We start from the raw sequence: 21,232 nt of genomic DNA on the forward strand, positions 1-21,232 counted from the left end.
CTAAGCAGAATCTGCATCCATCAGTAAGCTTAATATAATTGAGTCAAGTAATACGGCATCGATAAGATGTACGCAGTATATATTATCATTAAGAGCGTTAATTGCCGTTTGTAGCAAGTTTCGTATCTCTGGGTCATGTGTATCATCCAGTAAAATATTTTGTAGTACCTGAGTATCTTTAACTTTTAAGTTTTTATCCCCTAATATTGCTGTGGTCAAAGGTAAGATCAAATGACCTGCATTTAAGGTAGCAGCAATGGCAGCAACAGTGAGATTAACATCAAGTAAAGTAGTGCAACCATTTTGGTCATTAGCTATTGGGGAAATTACCGGAATAATATCACGATCTTCAAAACTAAGGAGCAATTCAGGGTTAATCGTTACCGGTTCACCAATAAATTCTATATTAATTATATCATTATTGCTTGTGGGTTGTTTGTAAATAAATCTTGATTTTCTAGCTTGAATAAAATTGCAATCTTTGCCGGAAATACCAATAGCATGACATCCTACTTTACATAATTTAGACACTATTAACTTGCTAATATAACCGGATAAGACCATTTCAATTATTTGAGCACTTTTGTGATCTATTATTTTTAGACTATTAATAAATTTTTCATCAAATTCACAGTCTTTAAGTGTATTCCCAATGAGATCGGCGTGATCATGAACAATACAAATTCTTGCATTACATAAGTTTATTAATCGTATGTTTTCAACAAAATTGGTTAATAGAAGATCATTAGTTATTATTATTGATGGTAGTTTAATTACTATTACCTGATCTTTAATCTCACTACTGCATAAGATAATATCTTTTATCATGTCGCTAGTAGTAAAATCAGCAATGTTTTTAGCTTTTTTTTGTTTATGATCTGATGCGTTCCAAACTAAACTGCAATTCTTTTGCACCTTCTCTGCTCCTGCTACTTGTCGTAATTAGATTACATGAGTAGCCTAAACTTGCAAGCAGATTTTTACTAGAATTCAATAACTCTGTTTTATCTGAAATTTTATCTATCTTAGTAAATACTATCTGAAAATGCCTGTTATATGAGCTCAGTAAGCTTAATATTTCTAGATCATGAGACTTAATGTTACGTCGCGCATCAATTAGTACATTAATTAATTTTAAATTATAACGATTTTTTAGGTAATAAAGAATAAGTTTTTCCCATTCTTGATGTTTATAATCTGGAACATCAGCAAAACCATATCCTGGCAGATCAGCTAAAATAATCTTGTTGGCTACCGTAAAAAAATTAATTTGTTGAGTTCGACCAGGAGTTTTAGATACTTTTGCTAAATTATGATGATTACATACAGCATTAATTAAACTTGACTTACCAACATTAGATTTACCAATAAAAGCCACTTCTGGCAAAAAATATTGAGGAATTCTGTCAATTTCGGCAGCACCTGCGGTAAACACAGCCTGCCCACTGAATATAGTCATTGAACATCCTCAAATATTCCGCTAGTTACTGTTTTTATCCAATTTATTGATGTAGTATTGTTGGATAATAGATAAAATATTATTCCATGACCAATAAATTAATAAACCAGCGGGAAAACTACTAAACATCACTAAAAAAATCAGTGGCATAAATCTCATTACCTGAGCCTGAGTAGGGTCTGCAGGTTCTGGACTCATCCTTTGTTGTAAGAACATAGTTAGCGCCATAAAGATTGGCCAAGCACCAATTAATAAGAAGCTTGGTGGCGTAAAAGATAATAGGCCAAATAAATTAAAAATAGAAGTAGGATCTGGAGCGGACAAGTCTTTAATCCAACCAAAGAACGGTGCATGACGCATTTCAATGGTTACATATAATACTTTGTAGATGGAAAAAAATACTGGAATTTGTACGAATAACGGTAAGCACCCTGATAGTGGGCTTGCTTTTTCTCTTTTATATAATTCCATAATTTCTTTATTTAATCGCATTTTATCATCATTATATAAGGCTCTAATGCGCTCAATCTCAGGCTGTAATTTTTTGATCTTTTTCATTGAACGATAAGATTTATTAGCTAAAGAAAACATCAACAACTTAATAATTACTGTTACTATTAAGATACTTACTCCAAAATTACCGACATAATTGTAAAAAAAGCTCATAGCATTAAATACCGGCTTGGTTAAGATGTAAAACCAACCGAAATCAATGGCTCGATCAAAAAGCTTGATGTTGTATTGTTGTTCATATTTATCTAGTAAATCAACTTTCTTGGCTCCGGCAAATAATCGATGAGTTACTGTCGATATATTCCCTGGTTCAATAGGTTGTGAGGGCGACATAAAATCTACTTGAAATTTTTCAAACCCGGTTTTTATAGCGTAATTTAAGTTTGAGCTATATTGATGACCAGCGTCTGGAATGAATGCGGTCAGCCAATATTTATCGGTAATGCCAAGCCAATTAATTGAGGTCATGGAAAATTTATGAAGCTTCTTATCCTTGATGTCTTCGTAGGAATATTCTTGCAACTCGCCATTGATACTGCCAATTAATCCCTGATGTAAGATGTTTATAGCCTTTTCTTTATTAGTGTAGTTACGGTTAATTAACCCATAATATTGGATTGCAATTTTTTGGTTACTATTATTGGTGGTAGTTTGTTTTATGGTAAATAAGTAATCATTATCCATACTAATATTAACAAGAAATTCGACCCCCTCAGGATTGATCCAGGTCAAATTTACAGCTTGTGTCGGCGTTAGTTCCTTATTATCCGTTTGCCATTGCGTACTACTATTCGGTAAATTAGTGACATCAGTACTAAACCAACCTACTTCCACAAAAAAAGCATCTTCTGACGCAGATGGAGATAATAATTCCACTGGTTTGCTGTTCTGAGTAAGATCATGCTTGTATTTCGACAATGTTAAATCATCAAACCTAAGTCCTTTTAAATTAATAGAACCAGACAATGAAGGTGATGTAATCTGCACTCGAAGATTTTCGGTAGTTGCAATAGCTTCAGCCCTGGTATTAGTTGTTGCAATAGCAGTAGTTTGTTTCTGCAGTTCTAATTGCTGGTTATAGGCTTTATGTGAAGCAGTCAATTTTTCAAGTTTAGGTTTTTCATAAAAATGTTGCCACCCAAAGATAATCCCCACAGAAAGAACTATAGCAGCAATTAAATTAGTAATATTATGATTCATTTTATGATTTTTTTAAGATTCAGTTGAGGTTTTATAGGATTTGGATAAAATAATCAAGAATTACAAACGTTAATTTGGGATATATAATCTAAGAATCTTCAAATCCATCTGTTTCTAGAACCAATGAGTATCATCAATGAAAGATTTATTAGCCGTACAAGAACATTATCAGGATTATCCTTATCCGCTTAGAGATCCAGAGGAAGAAACGCAGCGTCTTTTACATGTAACTGGTGAAGGGCTGCCAGAATTAAATCATCATTTGTATTGTGGTAAAGAAGATTTTAAGTCAGGATTCCGTGTTCTGATAGCCGGTGGCGGCACTGGCGATGCTTCTACCTTTCTTGGTGAACAATTAAAAAACACTAATGCTGAAATTATCTATCTGGATTTTAGTAAAGCGAGCATGGAAATAGCGCAAAAGCGTGCAGAAGTACGTGGCTTAAAAAATATCACCTGGATTCACGACAGCATTCTAAATATTCCAAAACTTGCATTAGGTAAGTTTGACTTTATTAATTGTTCTGGAGTGCTCCATCATCTCGCATCTCCGGATGAAGGATTGAAAATATTAAGCGACTCCTTGTCAACGCGTGGCGGCATGCATCTAATGATTTATGCTAAATATGGGCGTGCTGGTGTTTATCAAATACAACATCTGATGAAATTGATTAATTCCGATGTTAGTAGTAGAGCAGAAGAAATAGAAAACTGTAAAGCTATAATTGAGATCCTACCAGATACTAATTGGTATGCAAAGTCGCAAGATTTTATAGCTGATCATATATTATTTGGTGATATTGGGTTATATGATATGTTTTTGCATAAGCAGGATCGAGCTTATTCAATTCCTGAGATGTATGAGTTTGTTAACGCAGCTGGTTTACATTTTGTAGATTTTGCATCACCAAAACAGCGGTTAAAATTAGAAATAGAGCAGTACATAAAAGATGCTGAGTTGCTGCTTCAAATTAAACAACTAGATATTCACACTCAACAAGCAATTAGCGAATTAATTGTAGGAACGGTAGTAAAACACGATTTTTATGTATCTAAAAATCAGAATACTGTTGCAGATTTAGCGTGCTTGAATAACATACCATATTTTTATCCAGAAACTGATTTAGTAAAACAGGTTTATAATTTTATTGATAGCGGTCAAGTGCTTATAGGCCAAGAGATCAAGTTCAAATTAAATTGTCGCTATATACAAGATGTAGATATTACTATTCATGTTTCTAAATACACCAAGTATATATTTAAAAACATGATTGAAGGTTCAAAAAGCTTGCAAGAAATTTTTGATGCTATAAGAAAAGAGTTTAAATGGGATATATTAGATGCAGTATTAATTAATGAATGTAAAATTATATTTACTCAGTTTTTTAAGGTTGGAATTTTATTTCTTCGTGATAAATCAATAGCAGAATTTAAAGAGTGTATTTAGTGATTCGATATAGTTTTTTGATTTATAGGTAACCCGAATGAAAGATTTATTGGTGGTACAAGAACAATATCAGGAATATCCATATCCGTTAAGATATCCTGAAGATGAAAATAAGAGGTTGATTTCAACAATTGGTGATTGTTTAGCAGCATTAAACCATTATTTATATTGTGGTAAGGAAGATTTTAAGTCAGGATTTCGTGTTCTGGTAGCCGGTGGCGGTACTGGCGACGCTTCAACCTTTCTTGGTGAACAATTAAAAAACACTAACGCTGAAATTATCTATCTGGATTTTAGTAAAGCGAGCATGGAAATAGCGCAAAAGCGTGCAGAAGTACGTGGCTTAAAAAATATCACCTGGATTCATGATAGCATACTAAATATTCCAAAACTTGCATTAGGTAAGTTTGACTTTATTAATTGTTGTGGAGTGCTTCATCATCTCGCATCTCCGGATGAAGGATTGAAAATATTAAACGATTCCTTGTCAATGCGTGGCGGCATGCATCTGATGATTTATGCTAAATATGGACGTGAAGGAGTGTATCAGATACAGAATTTAATGCGTCTAATAAATTCAAATGTTCATAACAAAACACAAGAAATAATAAATTGCAAAGCTCTTCTTGGTTCTTTGCCTGACACTAACTGGTTTAAAAAGAGTAAAGAATTATATCATGATCATGCAGAGGATGGTGGATTGTATGATCTACTTTTACATAAGCAGGATCGTGCTTATTCAATTCCTGAAATGTATGAGTTTGTTAACAATGCTGGTCTACATTTTGTAGAATTTAGTATGTTAGAAAGTTTGTTGTTATTGGAATCAAAAAATTATATACGGAACTCTGAGCTATTGCTTAAGGTTAAAAATAAGGATGTTATTAATCAACAAGCAATTTATGAACTAATTACAGGCAAGATCACTAAGCATGAATTTTTTGTATCTATAAAACAGGAAACAGTGGCCTCTATCGCTGATTTAGATAATATTCCTTATTTTTACTATAATACTTCTTATATTCCAAAGCATGCTTATGATTATATAGAAAATAATAAGTTGGTAGCTGGTATGAATGTAAATTTTAGTTTTAATATTGCCCAAAGGTGTAATATTAACTTATTACTTTGTATGTCAGAGTATACAAAATATATATTCAAAAATATGATCGATGGTACAAAAAGTTTGCAGGAAATTTTTGATGCTATCAGACAAGAGTTAAATCGCGATCTTTCAGATGAATTATTAATCAATGAAGCTAAAATAGCTCTGACTCCATTTTTTGAAGCAGGGATATTATTTCTTCGTCACAAATCAATCGCTCCATACATAGATTACGCGGCGGAAAAATTATGAGTTCATCAAATTTAATTAATAATTACCTACAATTAACCAGTCGTTTTGAGCAAATTGGGCATTTGAACAATTTGCTTGGTATTATTCATTGGGATTATTCAGTTAATTTACCAAAAAAATCTGCAGCTAGTAGACAGCAAGAGATTACCACTCTTTCTTCTGTAATTCATAAGCTGCTAACTTGTGAGACTACAGTAAATTTAATTACGGCAGCAGAGCAAGATACTGCGGTTCTGGATATCTGGCAACAGGCAAATTTTAGAGAGATGAAGCGTCAATTTTTACATGCAAGTTGTGTTAGCGAGGAATTACAAGCACGTCACTGTCATACTGTAACTAATTGTGAGTTTGTCTGGCGAGAAGCACGGCAAAATAATGATTTTAATTTATTAAGGCCGCATTTACAGCAAGTAGTAGATGTAACCAAAGAAATAGCAGAAATCAAAGCAGAATATTTTAATATGCCAAAATATGATGTGTTAATTGATAGTTATGATCCAGATAGTAGTAGTGCAGAGATAAAGTCAGTATATGCTGTATTAAAACAACAATTGCCTAAGTTGTTAGAAAAAATTTTAGCGAAACAGCGGCAAGAAAAATTATTGCCGATTACTGAGCCTATGAGTGTGCCTGAACAAAAAATGCTGGGCAAGAAAATTATGGAAATTATGGGTTTTGATTTTACGCGTGGCAGGCTTGATGAATCTACTCACCCTTTTTGTGGTGGTACCGCTGATGATGTTAGATTAACTACCAGATATGAGGAAAACAATTTTTTATCTGGGTTATTAGGGGTGATTCATGAAACAGGTCACGGGCTGTATGAATTGAATTTACCGCTTGAATATCGCAATCAACCAGTAGGTAAAGCAAAAGGGATGGCGTTCCATGAGAGTCAATCATTGATTATGGAAATGCAGGCGGCAAAATCTAGAGAATTTACCGAGTTTTTAGCAAAGATTTTGCGCGATGAATTGGGATTACGTGGTACGGAATATTCAGGAACAAATATTTATCAGCTGCTGACTTTGGTAAAGCCGGATTTTATTAGAGTAGATGCTGATGAAGTTACCTATCCACTGCATGTAATAATGCGATTTGAGTTAGAAGAAGCTTTTATTGAAGGTGATTTAACGGTAGATGATTTACCAATGTTATGGAATCAGAAAATGCAGGAATATCTAGGTATTATTCCAAGTTCATATCAAGAAGGATGTTTACAGGATATACATTGGCCATGGGGAGCTTTTGGCTATTTTCCATCATATACTAATGGCGCTATTATTGCTGCGCAACTAATGGCAAAAGCAAAAGAAGTATATCCTGATATTCCTAGTGCTTTACAAAAAGGTGATTTTAGCTCTTTGAATTTATTTTTGACGCAAAATTTAAGACAATATGGTTCGTTGAAAACTTCAAAAGCTCTTTTGCAAGATGCTACCGGATACGATACTATTCAACCAGAGATATTTATGCAGTATTTAACTAATAAATACTTATAACTCAATGATAGGTAGGCTTCTAGTTTGAGAGAGCGACAGCGCCAATCAGTATCAGTTTAATGAGTATATCTATGCATGGTTGGTTAAATATTTATAAGCCCTTGGGTATAAGTTCTGCAAAAATAGTCGCTATAATCAAGAGAGCTTTACGTGGTAGTAAAGTAGGTCATTGTGGTACTTTGGATGTGGAAGCTGAAGGGGTGTTGCCACTAGCAATAGGTGAGGCTACGAAACTCGTGCGAGTACTGGTTGATGCTAAAAAAACTTACGTTTTTACAATCAAGTTTGGTGCTAAAACTGATACAGCAGATGCCAGTGGACAAGTCATTGCAACTACCACTAACTTCCCAAATAAAGATCAATGTGTTGATGTATGTAATAAGTTTATTGGTTCTATCACGCAAGTTCCGCCAAAATTCTCGGCATTAAAAATTGGTGGAGTTAGGGCGTATACGTTAGCAAGACAAAATAGTCAATTTGAGATATTGCCGAGAACAATTCAAATTTATGCTTTAAAGTGTCTGGCAGTTAATGAGCAAGAAAATAGTGCTAGCTATCTAGCGCAATGTTCCAAAGGCACGTATATCAGGACATTAGCAGAGGATATAGCTTTATCCTTGCAAAGTTTGGGTTTTGTGATAGAATTGCGCAGAACCCAGGTGGGACAGTTTTTTATTGACAACTCATTAAACGTAGAAGAATTTATTGAATTATCGCCACTAGTTCTTCAAGATTTTCTTGAAACAAAAATGCTAAAGACTGAAGCAGTGCTGGACGACATCCCGGTATTGGAAGCTACGTTAGAGCAAGTAAAGCAAATCAAATTTGGCATCAAATGTATATTTGAGTATGGGTACGACCTTGAGTTATGTTGGGTTAGGCATCGAAATATATTGGTAGCGATTGGTAGTTTAAACAATAATTGCTTTAAGTCTTCAAGGGTATTTAACTTAAATTAATTAAAAGGAGAAAGTGTGATGTCGATTACAGCGGAGATTAAACAATCTTTAATAAAAAAATATGCTACTAGTGAGAACGACACTGGTTCTGTTGAAGTACAGTGTGCTATTCTTACAGAAAGAATTAATAATTTAACTTTGCATTTTAAGACCAATCACAAGGATTTTGCTTCAAAGCGTGGTTTGTTGATGTTAGTTGGTCGCAGGCGCAGACTATTAAATTATATTAAAAAACAGAGCTTGAGTAAGTATTTATCACTTATCAATGAGCTAGGGATCAGAAAATAGGTATACTCGGTGAAAATCTGCCGGATTGCGTTGTCGTCATTTAGAGATCTGCGGTGCTCACGTACTCAAGTGTACGCTGCGCTCCGAAGGCTCCAAGACTCCTAGCACTCCTTGATTTTGACCGAGTATACTCTACTCAACTTCAATTGTTATTTCTGTGTAAAAGCAAGAATCAGTCAAGTTTGCTAGCATATTTAGCTATGCCGAGCCTTGAGCGTTTAATGGTGATTTAATGCCTGTAATTGAGCATTTTCATATATCGCTAAAAAAATAATATTTTTAAGGAATAAAAAATAATGTTTAACGAAATTGTTAAAAAAATTGAATGGGACGGTAAAACTCTGGAACTTAGAACAGGTAAAATCGCTCGTCAAGCAGATGGAGCTGTGCTAGTTACCATGGGTGATTCAGTGGTGCTATGTACTACTGTTAGTAATAAGGAAATAAAAGAAGGAGTGAGTTTTTTCCCTTTAACTGTACATTATAGAGAAATGGCTTTTGCTGCTGGTAAAATTCCTGGCGGTTTTTTGAAACGTGAAGGTAGAGGTTCTGAGCGTGAGGTTTTAGTATCACGTTTAATTGATCGACCAATTAGGCCGCTATTTCATTCGACGTTTTTTAATGAGACCCAAGTAATTTGTACTGTACTTTCATACGATCCTGAATGTAATACCGATATTTTGGCAATTATTGGCAGTTCTGCTGCTTTAGCCTTGTCTGGCGTACCTTATTTGGATGTTGTTGCAGCTAGCAGAGTAGGTTTAGTTAATGAAAAATTTGTTTTAAATCCATCATCAGAAATATTAAAAAATAGTAAGCTTGATTTGGTAGTGGCTGGTACTAGTAGTGCAGTAATGATGGTCGAATCTGAAGCAGATTTATTATCAGAAGCAGTAATGCTTGAAGCGATAAAGTTTGGTCATGAAGCTTTTCAACCAGTAATTCAAATAATTAATGAGTTAGTCATTGATGCTGGTAAACCAAAATGGGAGATTTGTGAATTATTTCCAGCTACATTGAAAGAACAAATCAGAAAAATGAAAGAAACAGCGATTCGCGACGCTTTTACTATTGATAGCAAACATCAAAGAATGCGCCAATTGCAGTTGATTATAAGTCAGGTTGTAGAAGAAATACAGAATAATACTGAAACTCAATTTTCAGAGTTGCAAATTAAATCTGCTTTTGAAGAAGTGGAGGCGGAGGTTCTACGTAATGATCTGCTGGAAAAAAAGATTCGGATTGACGGTAGAAAGCCAACAGAAATCAGGCAGATAGATGGTCAGGTAGCATTATTGCCTAAAGCTCATGGTTCTGCATTATTTACTAGAGGAGAAACACAAGGTTTGGTTGTAGTTACTCTCGGCACTAGTCAAGACGAACAGATTATAGATGGTTTGGAAGGTGAATATAAAGAAAGTCTGATGCTTAATTATATCTTTCCCCCTTATTCGGTTGGTGAATCTACGCCACTAAGAGCTCCAGGGCGTCGAGAAGTTGGTCATGGTAAGTTGGCGTGGCGTGCTCTGAATAGAGTAGTACCAACAAAAGAACAATTTCCATATTCTATTAGGATAGTATCCGAAATTACTGAATCTAATGGCTCTTCTTCAATGGCTACAGTATGCGGGGCATCGATGGCACTTATGGATGCTGGAGTACCAATAAAAGAACCAGTGTCAGGTATAGCAATGGGATTGGTCAAGGAAAATGGGCGTTTTATAATATTATCTGACATTTTAGGAGATGAAGATCATCTTGGTGATATGGATTTTAAAGTAGCTGGTGGTCATGAAGGGATTACTGCGTTACAGATGGATATCAAAGTAAATGGCATTACTTTTGAAATTATGGAGCAAGCATTAGCGCAAGCAAAAATTGGACGTATTCATATTTTAGAGCAGATGTGTAAAACTATTGCCAGCTCAAGCCTTGATGTTAGCCAGTACGCGCCAGTAATCAAAACATTTAAGATTGATAAGGATAAAATACGTGAAGTCATCGGCCCTGGTGGTAAAGTAATTCGTGAGATTTGTGATAGCACTGGAGTCAAAATTGATATTGCTGATGATGGTACTATTTCAGTATCAGCAGTTGGTAAAGCTAAAATTGATGCAGCAATTACCAAGATTGCAGCAATTGCCTTTGATCCACAGGTTGGAGATGTCTTTGATGGTACAGTAGTTAAAATTTTAGAAGCTGGAGCTTTTGTAAATTATTTAGGAAACAGAGATGGCTTTGTTCATATTAGCGAAATTTCTCATAGCAAAATTAAATCTGTTGAACAGGTATTAAGTCATGGTGAGGTTGTCAAAGTTAAAATTGTTGGTTTTGATAATAAAGGCAAGGCAAAATTGACCATAAAAAATGTCAGTGACCAAATAATAGCCGCTGGTGTTGAGGAAGCGGTAGCAGCAGCGCCAGCAACTGTTGGTAATAATATTAGAGAGGATAATAAAGATAATAAGCAGCCATCAAATAAAAAATGGCAACAGACTCCAGAAGAACAGAATACAACAAAGGAGCGTAAGTATTTCACTTAAGTAATATTTCGTTTTAAGAGGTGTAGTTATATGTGCTAGGTTATGTGTATATTTCTGGGAGCTTTATAAGTTTTTAAATACTCTTGATGCTATTCCTAGCTAAGTACACTAGTGTCCGGGATCATGAACGCGCACTGTCATACTGCATGCTGTCATCCCGAAACAACCCGTGAAACAAGTTCAGGGCATGGTTCGGGATGACATCGTCTGTTTGGGATCATCCACACTTAGCAACAATTTTCGTGAGGATGGGTCAGTTTGGGATGACGGCCAGTGTTCAAGAGCATTGTGTGCTCGCGTTATACAGGGTGTATAAACATATACAGTACCTAGTTTTAAATAAATTTTTTATAATGTTATTAATTTACAAGCGTTATCTTGCTAAGAGTATTTTACCGTCGTTAATTATAATTACTTTTGTAATTACTGGAGTAGTATGGATAACTCAAATACTAAAATTATTATATTTGATTGATAAAGGTATAGCGCTAAAACATTTTTTATATTTAATTATACTAATAATTCCGTCTTTGTTGTTCATTATCTTACCGTTTGTAACAGTGCTTGCAGTTATTTATACTTATCATCGTTTAAATGAAGAAAGACAGCTAATAACTTTAAGAAATGCTGGTCTTAGTAATGCAAAGCTTGCGACCCCTGCCTTGTTAATTGCTATTATTGTAACGTTATCTTCGTATTATATTGCTGCCCAATTGATGCCATCTGCTTTTATAAAACTCAAATCGGATTTGAGCTTTATAAAAAATAATTATGCTTCTAATATCATTAGTGAAAAAACCTTTAGCCAAATTTCAAAACTAGTAACTATTTATGTCGATAGAAAATTACCAGATGGTAGTTTGCAAGGTATTATTTTATTTGATAACCGTGAGAGAGGAGTGAAACCAGCGATATTATTTGCAAATTCTGGCTATTTTCAGATAGTAGACAATAACCCTTTACTTCAATTAGAGCAAGGTATTAGGCAGGCTTATGATAAGCAAGGCAATTTAACTAGATTAGCATTTGATAGCTTAGTCCTTGAATTAAAATATAATAGTTTGATCTCCACAGAAAAAGATGTCTATAATCGTGATATTAATGAGTATTATATTGATGAATTATTATCACCGGATGCTAGGTTGTCTGAATCAAGAAGAATAAAATTGCGGGTGGAAGGACATCAAAGATTGATTTGGCCGTTATATAATTTAATATTTACTTTTGTTGGGTTGGCGGTTTTCTTAAAATATCCCTATAACAAGAAGTCTCAGTTTAAGCAATTATTGACTACTGCGTTAATAATACTAATTATTGCTTTCTACCATTTTACCATACAAAATATTGCATCACGAGATTTTAATTTTATTTATATTTCATATATAAATTGTCTAATAAGTATATTGGGAGGCATTTTCCTATATACTTGGTGAAAATCAATAATTGGTGTTGTTGTGCTTGAAGATTTGTACTACTCGCTCCTTTTCAACAGAAGTTTATATGAAGCAAGGTGAGTATGAATTTTTATGATTTACCACAATTTTTAAAATTCTTGGAACAAAAACAGCAACTTAAACGCATTAGTTATCCGGTGCAAGCGTATCTTGAGATTACTGAAATCAGTAAAAGATTTTTAGAAGCTAATGGTCCAGCTTTATTGTTTGAGAATGTAATTAAGCAAGATGGAACATCGTCAACAATTCCGGTATTAACCAACTTATATGCTAGTATTGAACGTATTGCTATGGGTTTTGGTCTAAATAATTCAACAGAATTAAAAGAATTAGGGCAATTACTGGCAATGTTAAAGCAGCCTTCGCCACCATCATCAATAAGGTCAGCATTCTCAATGTTGCCGGTATTCAAAAGAATATTAGCAATGTCTCCTAAGAAAGTATCACGAGCACCGTGTCAGGAATTAGTCATTAAAGATCCAGATCTAACAATATTACCGATTCAAACATGTTGGCCAGCAGATGTTAGTCCGCTTATTACCTGGCCGATTATTGTAACCAAAGGACCAAGTGATGCAATGATCGATAATTATAATCTTGGTATTTACCGGTTACAGCCGGTTGGTAAGAATAAGCTAATAATGCGTTGGTTAAAGATGCGTGGCGGTGCAGAGCACCACAAACGCTGGTGCGAGAGTCGTAGTCAACCATTTCCGGCGGCAGCAGTAATTGGGGCTAGCCCTGCAATTACCATGGCAGCCACTATGCCTTTACCAGATAATGTTTCAGAATATCATTTCGCCGGCTTGTTAAATAACAAAAGAATAGAACTAGTAGATTGTATAAGTATAGATTTGCAGGTTCCGGCTAGTGCTGAGATAGTTCTTGAAGGTGAGGTTAGTTTAAATGAATATTTACCGGAAGGCCCCTTTGGTGATCATACCGGTTATTATAATGATGTTGAATGTTTTCCGGTATTTCACGTTAAAGCCATTACTATGAAACATAAGCCAATATATCTCAGTACTTATACCGGTAAGCCACCGGATGAACCTTCGATCATTGGTGTTGCATTAAATGAAATATTTTTGCCGATAATTCAACAACAATTTCCAGAAATTACTGATTTCTGGTTACCTCCAGAAGGGTGCTCGTATCGAGTTGCGGTAGTCTCAATTAATAAGTCGTATCCAGGGCATGCTAAAAGAATTATGATGGGTATTTGGTCATATTTAAGACAATTTATGTATACGAAATTCGTAATTATAGTAGATCATGATATTAATATACGGGAATGGAAAGAAGTGATTTGGGCGATATCTACTCGCAGTGATCCTTATCGGGATACGGTGTTCATTCAAAATACACCTATAGACTATTTGGATTTTGCTTCGCCTAAATCAGGATTAGGTAGTAAGATGGGAATTGATGCTACCAATAAGGTGCCACCTGAAACCAGTAGAAATTGGGGAGAAAAAATTAGCATGAGTGCAGAAGTTATTAATAAAATTGATAAAATCTGGCATATTATTAATTCTTAATGGCATTATATTTGTTAATCTTTCCAAAGATATTAAATAACAATGTTGATTTGATATTGACTTTGGGCTAATTATCACGTATCATGAACTTATACGAGTTTTTCATAGTACTCTTTGCATGTATAATAAGCTACTTATTAGCGGTTGTAGACTATATACTATATAGGTATATAGTGCTCCTTTCGCAGTTAATCACGATAGCGTTTTATTAAGGAGTAAAGTCGGTACTATATCTTATCTATCCAGTTCAAATAGGAAGAGATGTATAATAATACCGATAGAAAAGCTCTTCGTCCTTTTTATAGTGAAAAGGCAATAACGCTAGATGTCGTAGGAGACAAGAATGGCAAATGGTACTGTAAAATGGTTTAATCCGACTAAAGGCTTTGGCTTTATTCAACCTGAACAAGGTGGACAAGATGTGTTTGTTCATATTAGTGCAGTTGAACGTGCTGGACTTTCAATGCTAAATGAAGGACAGCGTGTAAGCTATGAGCTTGCGACCAGCAATAATAAAACCTCTGCTGCTAATCTCAAATTATTAAATTAGTTAGTAAACGCAATAGACCTCTCTACAGCTTGCTTAATAGAAACAAAATGCAAAGAGGTTAAGTATGCAACCAGAATATGTTGATGGTTAGAGTGCGCAAATCAGTGCAAGTGTTGTCTAGAAAGAAAGCTTCCAAGACGGTCAATGATTTTCTTGCTTTCTATATTATGCTATTATAGCAAAACCAATGCATTACGTGCAGTAAGTTTTAGTCATGCCTATGGTTATCACTACAGAGTATATCTTGAAAGTAAAGTAGATATAAGGTAAAGTGTTTGCAGGAATCTACACGTTAAGTTAAGGAAAAATAAGCGATATGAACGTTATTGCGAGGCGAAGCAATTCAAAAAACGAGTAATTTTGCTTCAACTATAAATGGTCTTAGCTCAAACGATTAATATTGATATAGACCTTTTTTCTTAACTTGCTGCGTATGGTTTACTGAACACTCTCGATCATAAGAGAATGTTTTTCAAACAAAAACGAAGTCTAGTTCCGCAGCGTACTTTAAGTTGGTTGCGAACGGAGACAAGTTTTGATAACAAAATTACCTCTTGGATGTACTTTTAAGACATACTCTTAGAGGGTAGATGTAAACAAGAATTTACTGCTCGTGATCCAGTTTTGTTTTATAAATTCACTTGTTGTTACCACCTAAATAATTCTAGCTAATTTGATTTAATACGTTCGTTTATTGAGACTCTAAAAGGCTCAACTGGCTTCTATTCAACCATTCTGTAGCAATAGACTTCTTTTCAGACTGATTGATGATGAAGATTTTATTCAACCTAAGCTTAGGCTTGCGCAAACTTTGACAGCAACTATTAAAATAATTTTAAAAGAAGTCTATCGTCATTCTACGTAACGCGAGTTGCCAATTATAATATTTTATTAAACACCACAGAGATCAGTTCCAACCGTCTGAGCTGAGGGAGCTTCGCTTTCTTAGCTCAGAGGTAGAAATGGGAGTTTTTAGCAATTTTAATTGGTAACTGGAGTTACGTAGACATATGTCAGAATACATGATCTAACTAAAAATAAGCTAAGTCTAAAACAGAGTTAGCATTACGTTTAAATTAAAGTTTTTTATAATTTTATATATATTTTAAGGAGTTACTTATGCAAAATTTTGATACGTTGGGATTGCCCCAGCCGCTTCTATTCTCGTTGGAGTGCATGAAATTTAATGTACCGACGCCAATTCAGGCGGAAGCTATACCTCCAGCTTTGGAAGGTAGAGATATTTTAGGATCAGCTCAAACTGGAACTGGAAAGACTGCTGCTTTTGGCATACCACTTGTAGCGAATCTCTTGGTAAATACACTTAGTTCAGCATTGGTATTAGTACCTACTAGAGAACTTGCTGGGCAAGTTATGGCTACACTAGAACAATTGATTGGCAAAGAAAGTTCGATTAAAACCAGCTTGTTAATAGGTGGAGACTCGATGTCTAAACAATTTCTGCAACTAAAAAGACGTCCTAGATTAATAGTAGGTACTCCAGGTAGAGTTAATGATCACTTAACACGAAATAGTCTGACGTTACATAATACTAGTTTTTTAGTGCTGGATGAAAGTGATCGAATGCTTGATATGGGATTTGGTATACAGCTAGACAAGATAGCTAAGTTTTTACCACTACAGCGTCAAACTTTGATGTTCTCCGCAACTTTACCGGCTAATATTGTCAAACTTTCAGAAAAATATTTAAAGCAACCTGTGCGTGTGTCAGTGGGTTCTACCATTATCCCAGCTGCAAACATAACGCAAGAAGTAATAAATACTACTGAAACTGATAAATACCAACAATTGCTTAAACAATTAGATATTAGAGAAGGCTCAATTTTAGTATTTGTAAAAACTAAACATGGCGCAGAAAAACTTGCGGTTAAATTACGCGGTGATCAACATAGCGCTGATGCAATTCATGGTGATTTACGTCAAAACAAGCGTGAGCGTGTTATTCATGGATTTCGTACTAGTAAGTATAGGATTATGGTGGCAACAGATATTGCTGCACGTGGTTTGGATATTCCTCATATTGCACATGTGATAAATTATGATCTACCTCAATGTCCAGAAGATTATATTCATCGTGTCGGACGTACCGCCAGAGCGGGAGCGGTAGGTGCTGCTGTAAATCTGATTACTCCTCAAGATGGGCTAAAGTGGAAAGCAATTCATAGGTTGATGCATCCTGGTGAAAAGATGGAACGTAGCAGTATTAGTTATTTAACTGAGCATAAGCGACCAAGTTTAGATAGAAGACCAAAGCACAAACGTAATACAGGCGCTCCACGAAGTAATGCTGTGCGGAGTAATGCCCCGCGGAATAATACTTTGCGAGTTGATGCTTCAAGAAAATATAGTTAAAGTCTCACATCAATTCAATTTCACAGGAGTAATATAAAAAATAAAGCAAGGCTTTTGGTTCGAGGATAACTACTTGAACACTTTGAGCCTGAAATTTTTTATAATTAATTGTTTAGAGCCTGTCAGATCAGTAGATATAAGAGAGGAAATTTTAGGAAAAACAAAGTCGAGTACCGCAAGCAGTCTTTTGGTTTGTTTCGGAACTTCGCCTGCGTTTTGAGTGAGCAAAATTACCCCTTATACTACTGATCTGGCAGGCTCTAAGAGAAGTCTAATATTTATCAGTACATTTCATTATAGCTTGAATCAACCTAAAGTATTGATCATAAAATGTTCTGGCATTAACTGTAGCTAATTGCCAATTCTCACTATCTATTTGTATTACTGCAGCAGCTAATTTATCATATAATTTATGATTTTGCTCATTACTGATTATTATGCACTTATTAACAGAATTTGCTAATAATTGCTCAAGGTTATTCATATATTTCAAGCTTTTATATTCAGGCTGATATAATTTATATATTTTATATTTGTCGATGAAAAAATGCTCTGCACTATCACTTAATAAAATAACGTCAGTTAAATTATTTAAAGCCGTTGCTTTTATTTGGGCTAATTCATTGAGCTGTAGCTTTGCTGCGTCTAAATTAGTGAGAATATTTTTTTCTAGCTTGGGAAAAGATTTTACAAAAATTATCGCTAATTCTTCTAAAAGCGCTTGTACATTTGATAAATTCAACCAAAAATGCCAATTATGTTGATTATCCTCTGTCAGAAATTTTATTGATGGTAAATTACTAAGCTTAATAATATTTTTATTATGGTTATTGACTATTTTTACGATAAAACCATCAAATTTATCGTCTATATAAATTACAATATCAGCATGTTTGATTTTCTGTAGATCACTTGGCCTAATATGATAATGATGAGGACAATTTTGCGTTACAGCAATAGCACTAATTTCCGCCTGATTATCCATTAACATTGCTACTATACTTGCTAGTGGCACTATACTGGTAATTATTTTAGGCTTAGCTATTGCTGTAATATTTATTAGTGCAATAGCAATGATTATTAAATGTTGTATAATTCTTCTGATCACAATGCTTAAATAGTTAATCCAGAATGTGCCCAGTCTTTATTAAAGATATCTAACCCTTTATCAGTTAATGGATGATCAAGTAGTTGCCATAAAGTTTTACCAGACAAAGTAATCACATCAGCTCCAATCATTGCTGCTGCAGCAACATGTTGAGGGTTTCTAATTGAAGCCGCAAGGATCTTAGTATCTTGTTTTTGCCGATCATACATATGCCTGATATCACTTATTAGCCTCATTCCATTATCGCCGATATCATCTAATCTACCAATAAAAGGTGATATATAATATGCTCCAGCTTTTGCTGCCAATAATGCTTGATTTACTGAGAAGCACAAAGTCATATTTACTTTTATACTTTGTCTAGCAAAATATTTGCATGCCTTAATCCCGTTCCAGGTTACAGGAAGCTTTATAACAACGTTATCTGCTATCTCTAGAATTTTTTCACCTTGCTGGATCATCATCTCAAAATCATTGGCAACGACTTCAACACTTACATCTCCGTTTACTATCTTACAAATAGCAGCTATTGTTGCGATAAATTCACTATTAGTTTTTGACATTAGCGAAGGATTAGTGGTTATTCCATCGATAATACCTAAATTATAAACTTCTTCTATTTCTTTAATATTAGCACTATCTAAAAAAATCTGCATTAACCTAACCTCGATAAAATTTCATCAAGCATATCTAAAGTTTCATAATGAAATATTAGCTTACCACCATTACGACCTTCTTCTATCGTAATTTTGACACCAAATTTCTGAATTAATGATTGTGTCAATAATTCTAGATCATTGTGATCACTATTAGTTGACGATGTTCTTTGACTATGTTTTGGTGGCGATGCTATAGCTAGATCATCTTGTTTATTCCAGCTCTTTGCAATATTTTCAGCTTGCCTAACATTTAAATCATGTTGAATAATATAATTTGCTATTGCTTCAGCATACTCATTACCTACTAAACATCTTGCATGCCCCATTGTTAACTGACCGTTCATTACTTGATCTTTAACAGCCTGAGGTAATTGATTGAGCCTCAATAAATTAGCAATATGACTACGACTTTTGCTAAGAATTTCTGCTAATTGCTCCTGAGTATAATTAAATTCCTTAATTAATCTAGCAAATCCTTCTGCCTCTTCAATAGCAGATAATTCTTCTCGTTGAATATTTTCAATTAAGGAAATTCTTAAAATTTCCTGGCTAGTTAAATCCTTGATAATTACCGGTATATCAGTAAAGCCAGCAATTTTACATGCTCTCCAGCGTCGCTCTCCAGCAATGATTTTATATTTTCCATCATCAGCAGCGCTGACAATAATTGGATGTAATAATCCTGAGTTGGCAATAGAATCTGCTAGCTCTTTTATTTTTTCGTACTCAAAATGCTTACGCGGTTGATAAACACCAGCTTCAAGTTTATCTATATCAACGAGCTTTACTAACTCATTATTTACCGACACCACCTCTTCTTTCAACAGCGCTGATAATCCTTTACCTAAACCCCGGTGTTTCATTATTTATTCTCCATAAAGAATCTTTTTATCTAATATTTCTTTGGTTAATTCAATGTAAGCGATCGATCCAGAACATTTATGATCATATAATATTGCTGGTTGGCCATAGGATGGAGCTTCTGATAGCCTAACATTTCTTGGTATTGTGGTATTAAAAACCAGATCGCCTAAACATCTCCGTACATCTTCTTCCACTTGCTCGGTAAGACGATTTCTTTTGTCATACATCGTAAATAAAATACCGATGATTTTTATTTTTGGATTAAGATTTTTTTCTATAAGCTCAATCGTTTTTAATAGATGGCTTAACCCTTCCAATGAATAAAATTCACATTGCATTGGAATCAATACTTTATCAGCAGCAACCAAAGCATTAATGGTTAATAAACTCAAAGATGGCGGGCAATCTATAATAATATAATCATAAGTACTACTTAAGGATTTTAATATTTTAGACAAAACATATTCTCGATCTTTTAATGGAACTAATTCTAATTCAATTGCTGATAAATTGGTATTAGCTGTAATAATATTTAAGTTAGGAACTTGAGTTGTAATAATGCATTGATTAATTGAAATTTCTCCAATTAAAGCTTGATAAATATTATTTTTTCTATCTTGTTGCGAAACACCAAATCCAGTACTAGTATTCCCCTGAGGATCCAGATCAATCACTAAAATATTAGCTCCAGTGGTTGCTAACACTGTTGATAGATTTATTGTTGTCGTGGTTTTACCCACTCCACCTTTCTGATTAACGATTGCTATTATTTGGCTTGTGCTCATCAAATTCTTACTAAATTATTGATCTCTAGAATTTTGCTGGTATTTGACAAGATACTATCATATATAACATGATCAAATTGCCAATTCTTTTGCGCTTTAATTAATTCTTCCTGATATTTTGCACCTTTAAGCAGTAAATACTTATCTTTTATTTCAAGATGCTCGACATAGTTGAAAATCATTTCAAGATCTGCCAATGCTCTACTAGTAACAATATCGCACTCTATATTTATATCTTCTATTCTGCCATTAATTATTTCTATTTTATTACTGGAAATTTGTGCTGCTTGCAATAAAAAAGCTGATTTCTTACTATTAGCTTCAACTAAAGTAACCGCTTTTATACCGGCAATCGATAATATTACTCCTGGCAACCCAGCGCCACTACCAACATCAACTACATGAATATTACTATCTTTGATAAAATTCATTATTTGCAAACAATCGACTATATGTCTCTTTAATAATTCATCAGTGGTATTTCTAGATAACAAATTAATGCTTTTATTCCACTCAGATACTAATTGCATATAATCTTCAAGCGCTGACAATGTTTCACGTGAAACATTGCTAATCTCAAACAACAAATCATCAATATTTTTCATAAATCTTGCTATCCCATGAGCATAT

18 protein-coding genes are annotated in these 21,232 nt (G+C 34.3%); 10 read left to right on the forward strand and 8 right to left on the reverse strand.

Annotated elements, in window-relative coordinates; genetic code table 11:
* From Trichorick_RS03215 to yidC, 3 genes are read right to left on the reverse strand one after another with little or no spacing between them, the layout of a single operon-like run.
* On the reverse strand, positions 1-915 hold the full coding sequence (locus Trichorick_RS03215; RefSeq protein WP_323738812.1) for an amino acid kinase family protein: 915 nt from the start codon (positions 913-915) through the stop codon (positions 1-3).
* Positions 872-1,459: a ribosome biogenesis GTP-binding protein YihA/YsxC gene (yihA, locus tag Trichorick_RS03220; protein WP_323738813.1), complete on the reverse strand. Its 588-nt coding sequence runs from the start codon at positions 1,457-1,459 to the stop codon at positions 872-874. Before yihA ends, Trichorick_RS03215 begins: the two co-directional genes overlap by 44 nt.
* Before the next feature lie 21 nt (positions 1,460-1,480).
* Entirely contained in the window at positions 1,481-3,172 is a 1,692-nt protein-coding gene (gene yidC / locus Trichorick_RS03225) for a membrane protein insertase YidC (protein ID WP_323738814.1), read from the reverse strand.
* Positions 3,173-3,308: 136 nt separating this feature from the next.
* Between yidC and Trichorick_RS03230 the strand changes: the two genes are divergently transcribed.
* The 10 genes from Trichorick_RS03230 to Trichorick_RS03275 all read left to right on the forward strand — a co-directional run bounded on the left by Trichorick_RS03230 (position 3,309) and on the right by Trichorick_RS03275 (position 17,186).
* Positions 3,309-4,619 (forward strand): class I SAM-dependent methyltransferase, encoded by a 1,311-nt coding sequence (locus Trichorick_RS03230; RefSeq protein WP_323738815.1) that lies wholly within the window; start codon positions 3,309-3,311, stop codon positions 4,617-4,619.
* Positions 4,620-4,656: 37 nt separating this feature from the next.
* Entirely contained in the window at positions 4,657-5,976 is a 1,320-nt protein-coding gene (locus tag Trichorick_RS03235; RefSeq protein WP_323738816.1) for a class I SAM-dependent methyltransferase, read from the forward strand.
* The gene (locus Trichorick_RS03240; RefSeq protein WP_323738817.1) at positions 5,973-7,478 is read left to right on the forward strand and encodes a carboxypeptidase M32; all 1,506 of its coding nucleotides are present in this window, start codon (positions 5,973-5,975) and stop codon (positions 7,476-7,478) included. The genes Trichorick_RS03235 and Trichorick_RS03240 overlap by 4 nt, the downstream gene beginning before the upstream one ends.
* Positions 7,479-7,549: 71 nt before the next feature.
* Positions 7,550-8,437, forward strand: coding sequence for a tRNA pseudouridine(55) synthase TruB (gene truB, locus Trichorick_RS03245; RefSeq protein WP_323738857.1), 888 nt, complete (start codon positions 7,550-7,552; stop codon positions 8,435-8,437).
* 18 nt (positions 8,438-8,455) lie between these two features.
* Positions 8,456-8,725 carry a 30S ribosomal protein S15 gene (rpsO, locus tag Trichorick_RS03250; RefSeq protein ID WP_323738818.1) on the forward strand — a complete coding sequence of 90 codons (270 nt, stop codon included), beginning with the start codon at positions 8,456-8,458 and terminating at the stop codon, positions 8,723-8,725.
* Positions 8,726-9,021: 296 nt separating this feature from the next.
* The gene (gene pnp, locus Trichorick_RS03255; protein ID WP_323738819.1) at positions 9,022-11,268 is read left to right on the forward strand and encodes a polyribonucleotide nucleotidyltransferase; all 2,247 of its coding nucleotides are present in this window, start codon (positions 9,022-9,024) and stop codon (positions 11,266-11,268) included.
* A 353-nt stretch (positions 11,269-11,621) separates the two neighbouring features.
* Positions 11,622-12,701 (forward strand): LptF/LptG family permease, encoded by a 1,080-nt coding sequence (locus Trichorick_RS03260; protein WP_323738820.1) that lies wholly within the window; start codon positions 11,622-11,624, stop codon positions 12,699-12,701.
* A gap of 83 nt (positions 12,702-12,784) precedes the next feature.
* A complete protein-coding gene (locus Trichorick_RS03265) occupies positions 12,785-14,263 on the forward strand; it encodes a UbiD family decarboxylase (RefSeq protein ID WP_323738821.1) in 1,479 nt (492 codons plus the stop codon).
* A gap of 343 nt (positions 14,264-14,606) precedes the next feature.
* Entirely contained in the window at positions 14,607-14,813 is a 207-nt protein-coding gene (locus Trichorick_RS03270) for a cold-shock protein (RefSeq protein ID WP_316354261.1), read from the forward strand.
* A gap of 1,176 nt (positions 14,814-15,989) precedes the next feature.
* The gene (locus tag Trichorick_RS03275; RefSeq protein ID WP_323738822.1) at positions 15,990-17,186 is read left to right on the forward strand and encodes a DEAD/DEAH box helicase; all 1,197 of its coding nucleotides are present in this window, start codon (positions 15,990-15,992) and stop codon (positions 17,184-17,186) included.
* A gap of 271 nt (positions 17,187-17,457) precedes the next feature.
* On the opposite strand, the gene Trichorick_RS03280 is transcribed toward Trichorick_RS03275, so the two are convergent.
* Genes Trichorick_RS03280 through rsmG form a run of 5 tightly spaced genes read right to left on the reverse strand, consistent with a single transcriptional unit; the run spans position 17,458 to position 21,207 of the window.
* Positions 17,458-18,294 carry a metal ABC transporter solute-binding protein, Zn/Mn family gene (locus tag Trichorick_RS03280; protein WP_323738823.1) on the reverse strand — a complete coding sequence of 279 codons (837 nt, stop codon included), beginning with the start codon at positions 18,292-18,294 and terminating at the stop codon, positions 17,458-17,460.
* Between the two features lie 5 nt (positions 18,295-18,299).
* The gene (fsa, locus tag Trichorick_RS03285; protein WP_323738824.1) at positions 18,300-18,950 is read right to left on the reverse strand and encodes a fructose-6-phosphate aldolase; all 651 of its coding nucleotides are present in this window, start codon (positions 18,948-18,950) and stop codon (positions 18,300-18,302) included.
* On the reverse strand, positions 18,950-19,819 hold the full coding sequence (locus Trichorick_RS03290) for a ParB/RepB/Spo0J family partition protein (RefSeq protein WP_323738858.1): 870 nt from the start codon (positions 19,817-19,819) through the stop codon (positions 18,950-18,952). The genes fsa and Trichorick_RS03290 overlap by 1 nt, the downstream gene beginning before the upstream one ends.
* Positions 19,820-20,602 carry a ParA family protein gene (locus tag Trichorick_RS03295; protein ID WP_323738825.1) on the reverse strand — a complete coding sequence of 261 codons (783 nt, stop codon included), beginning with the start codon at positions 20,600-20,602 and terminating at the stop codon, positions 19,820-19,822.
* The gene (gene rsmG / locus Trichorick_RS03300) at positions 20,602-21,207 is read right to left on the reverse strand and encodes a 16S rRNA (guanine(527)-N(7))-methyltransferase RsmG (protein ID WP_323738826.1); all 606 of its coding nucleotides are present in this window, start codon (positions 21,205-21,207) and stop codon (positions 20,602-20,604) included. Before rsmG ends, Trichorick_RS03295 begins: the two co-directional genes overlap by 1 nt.
* Positions 21,208-21,232: the final 25 nt, after the last annotated feature.

Source organism: Candidatus Trichorickettsia mobilis, assembly GCF_034366785.1.
GTDB lineage: Bacteria > Pseudomonadota > Alphaproteobacteria > Rickettsiales > Rickettsiaceae > Trichorickettsia > Trichorickettsia mobilis_A.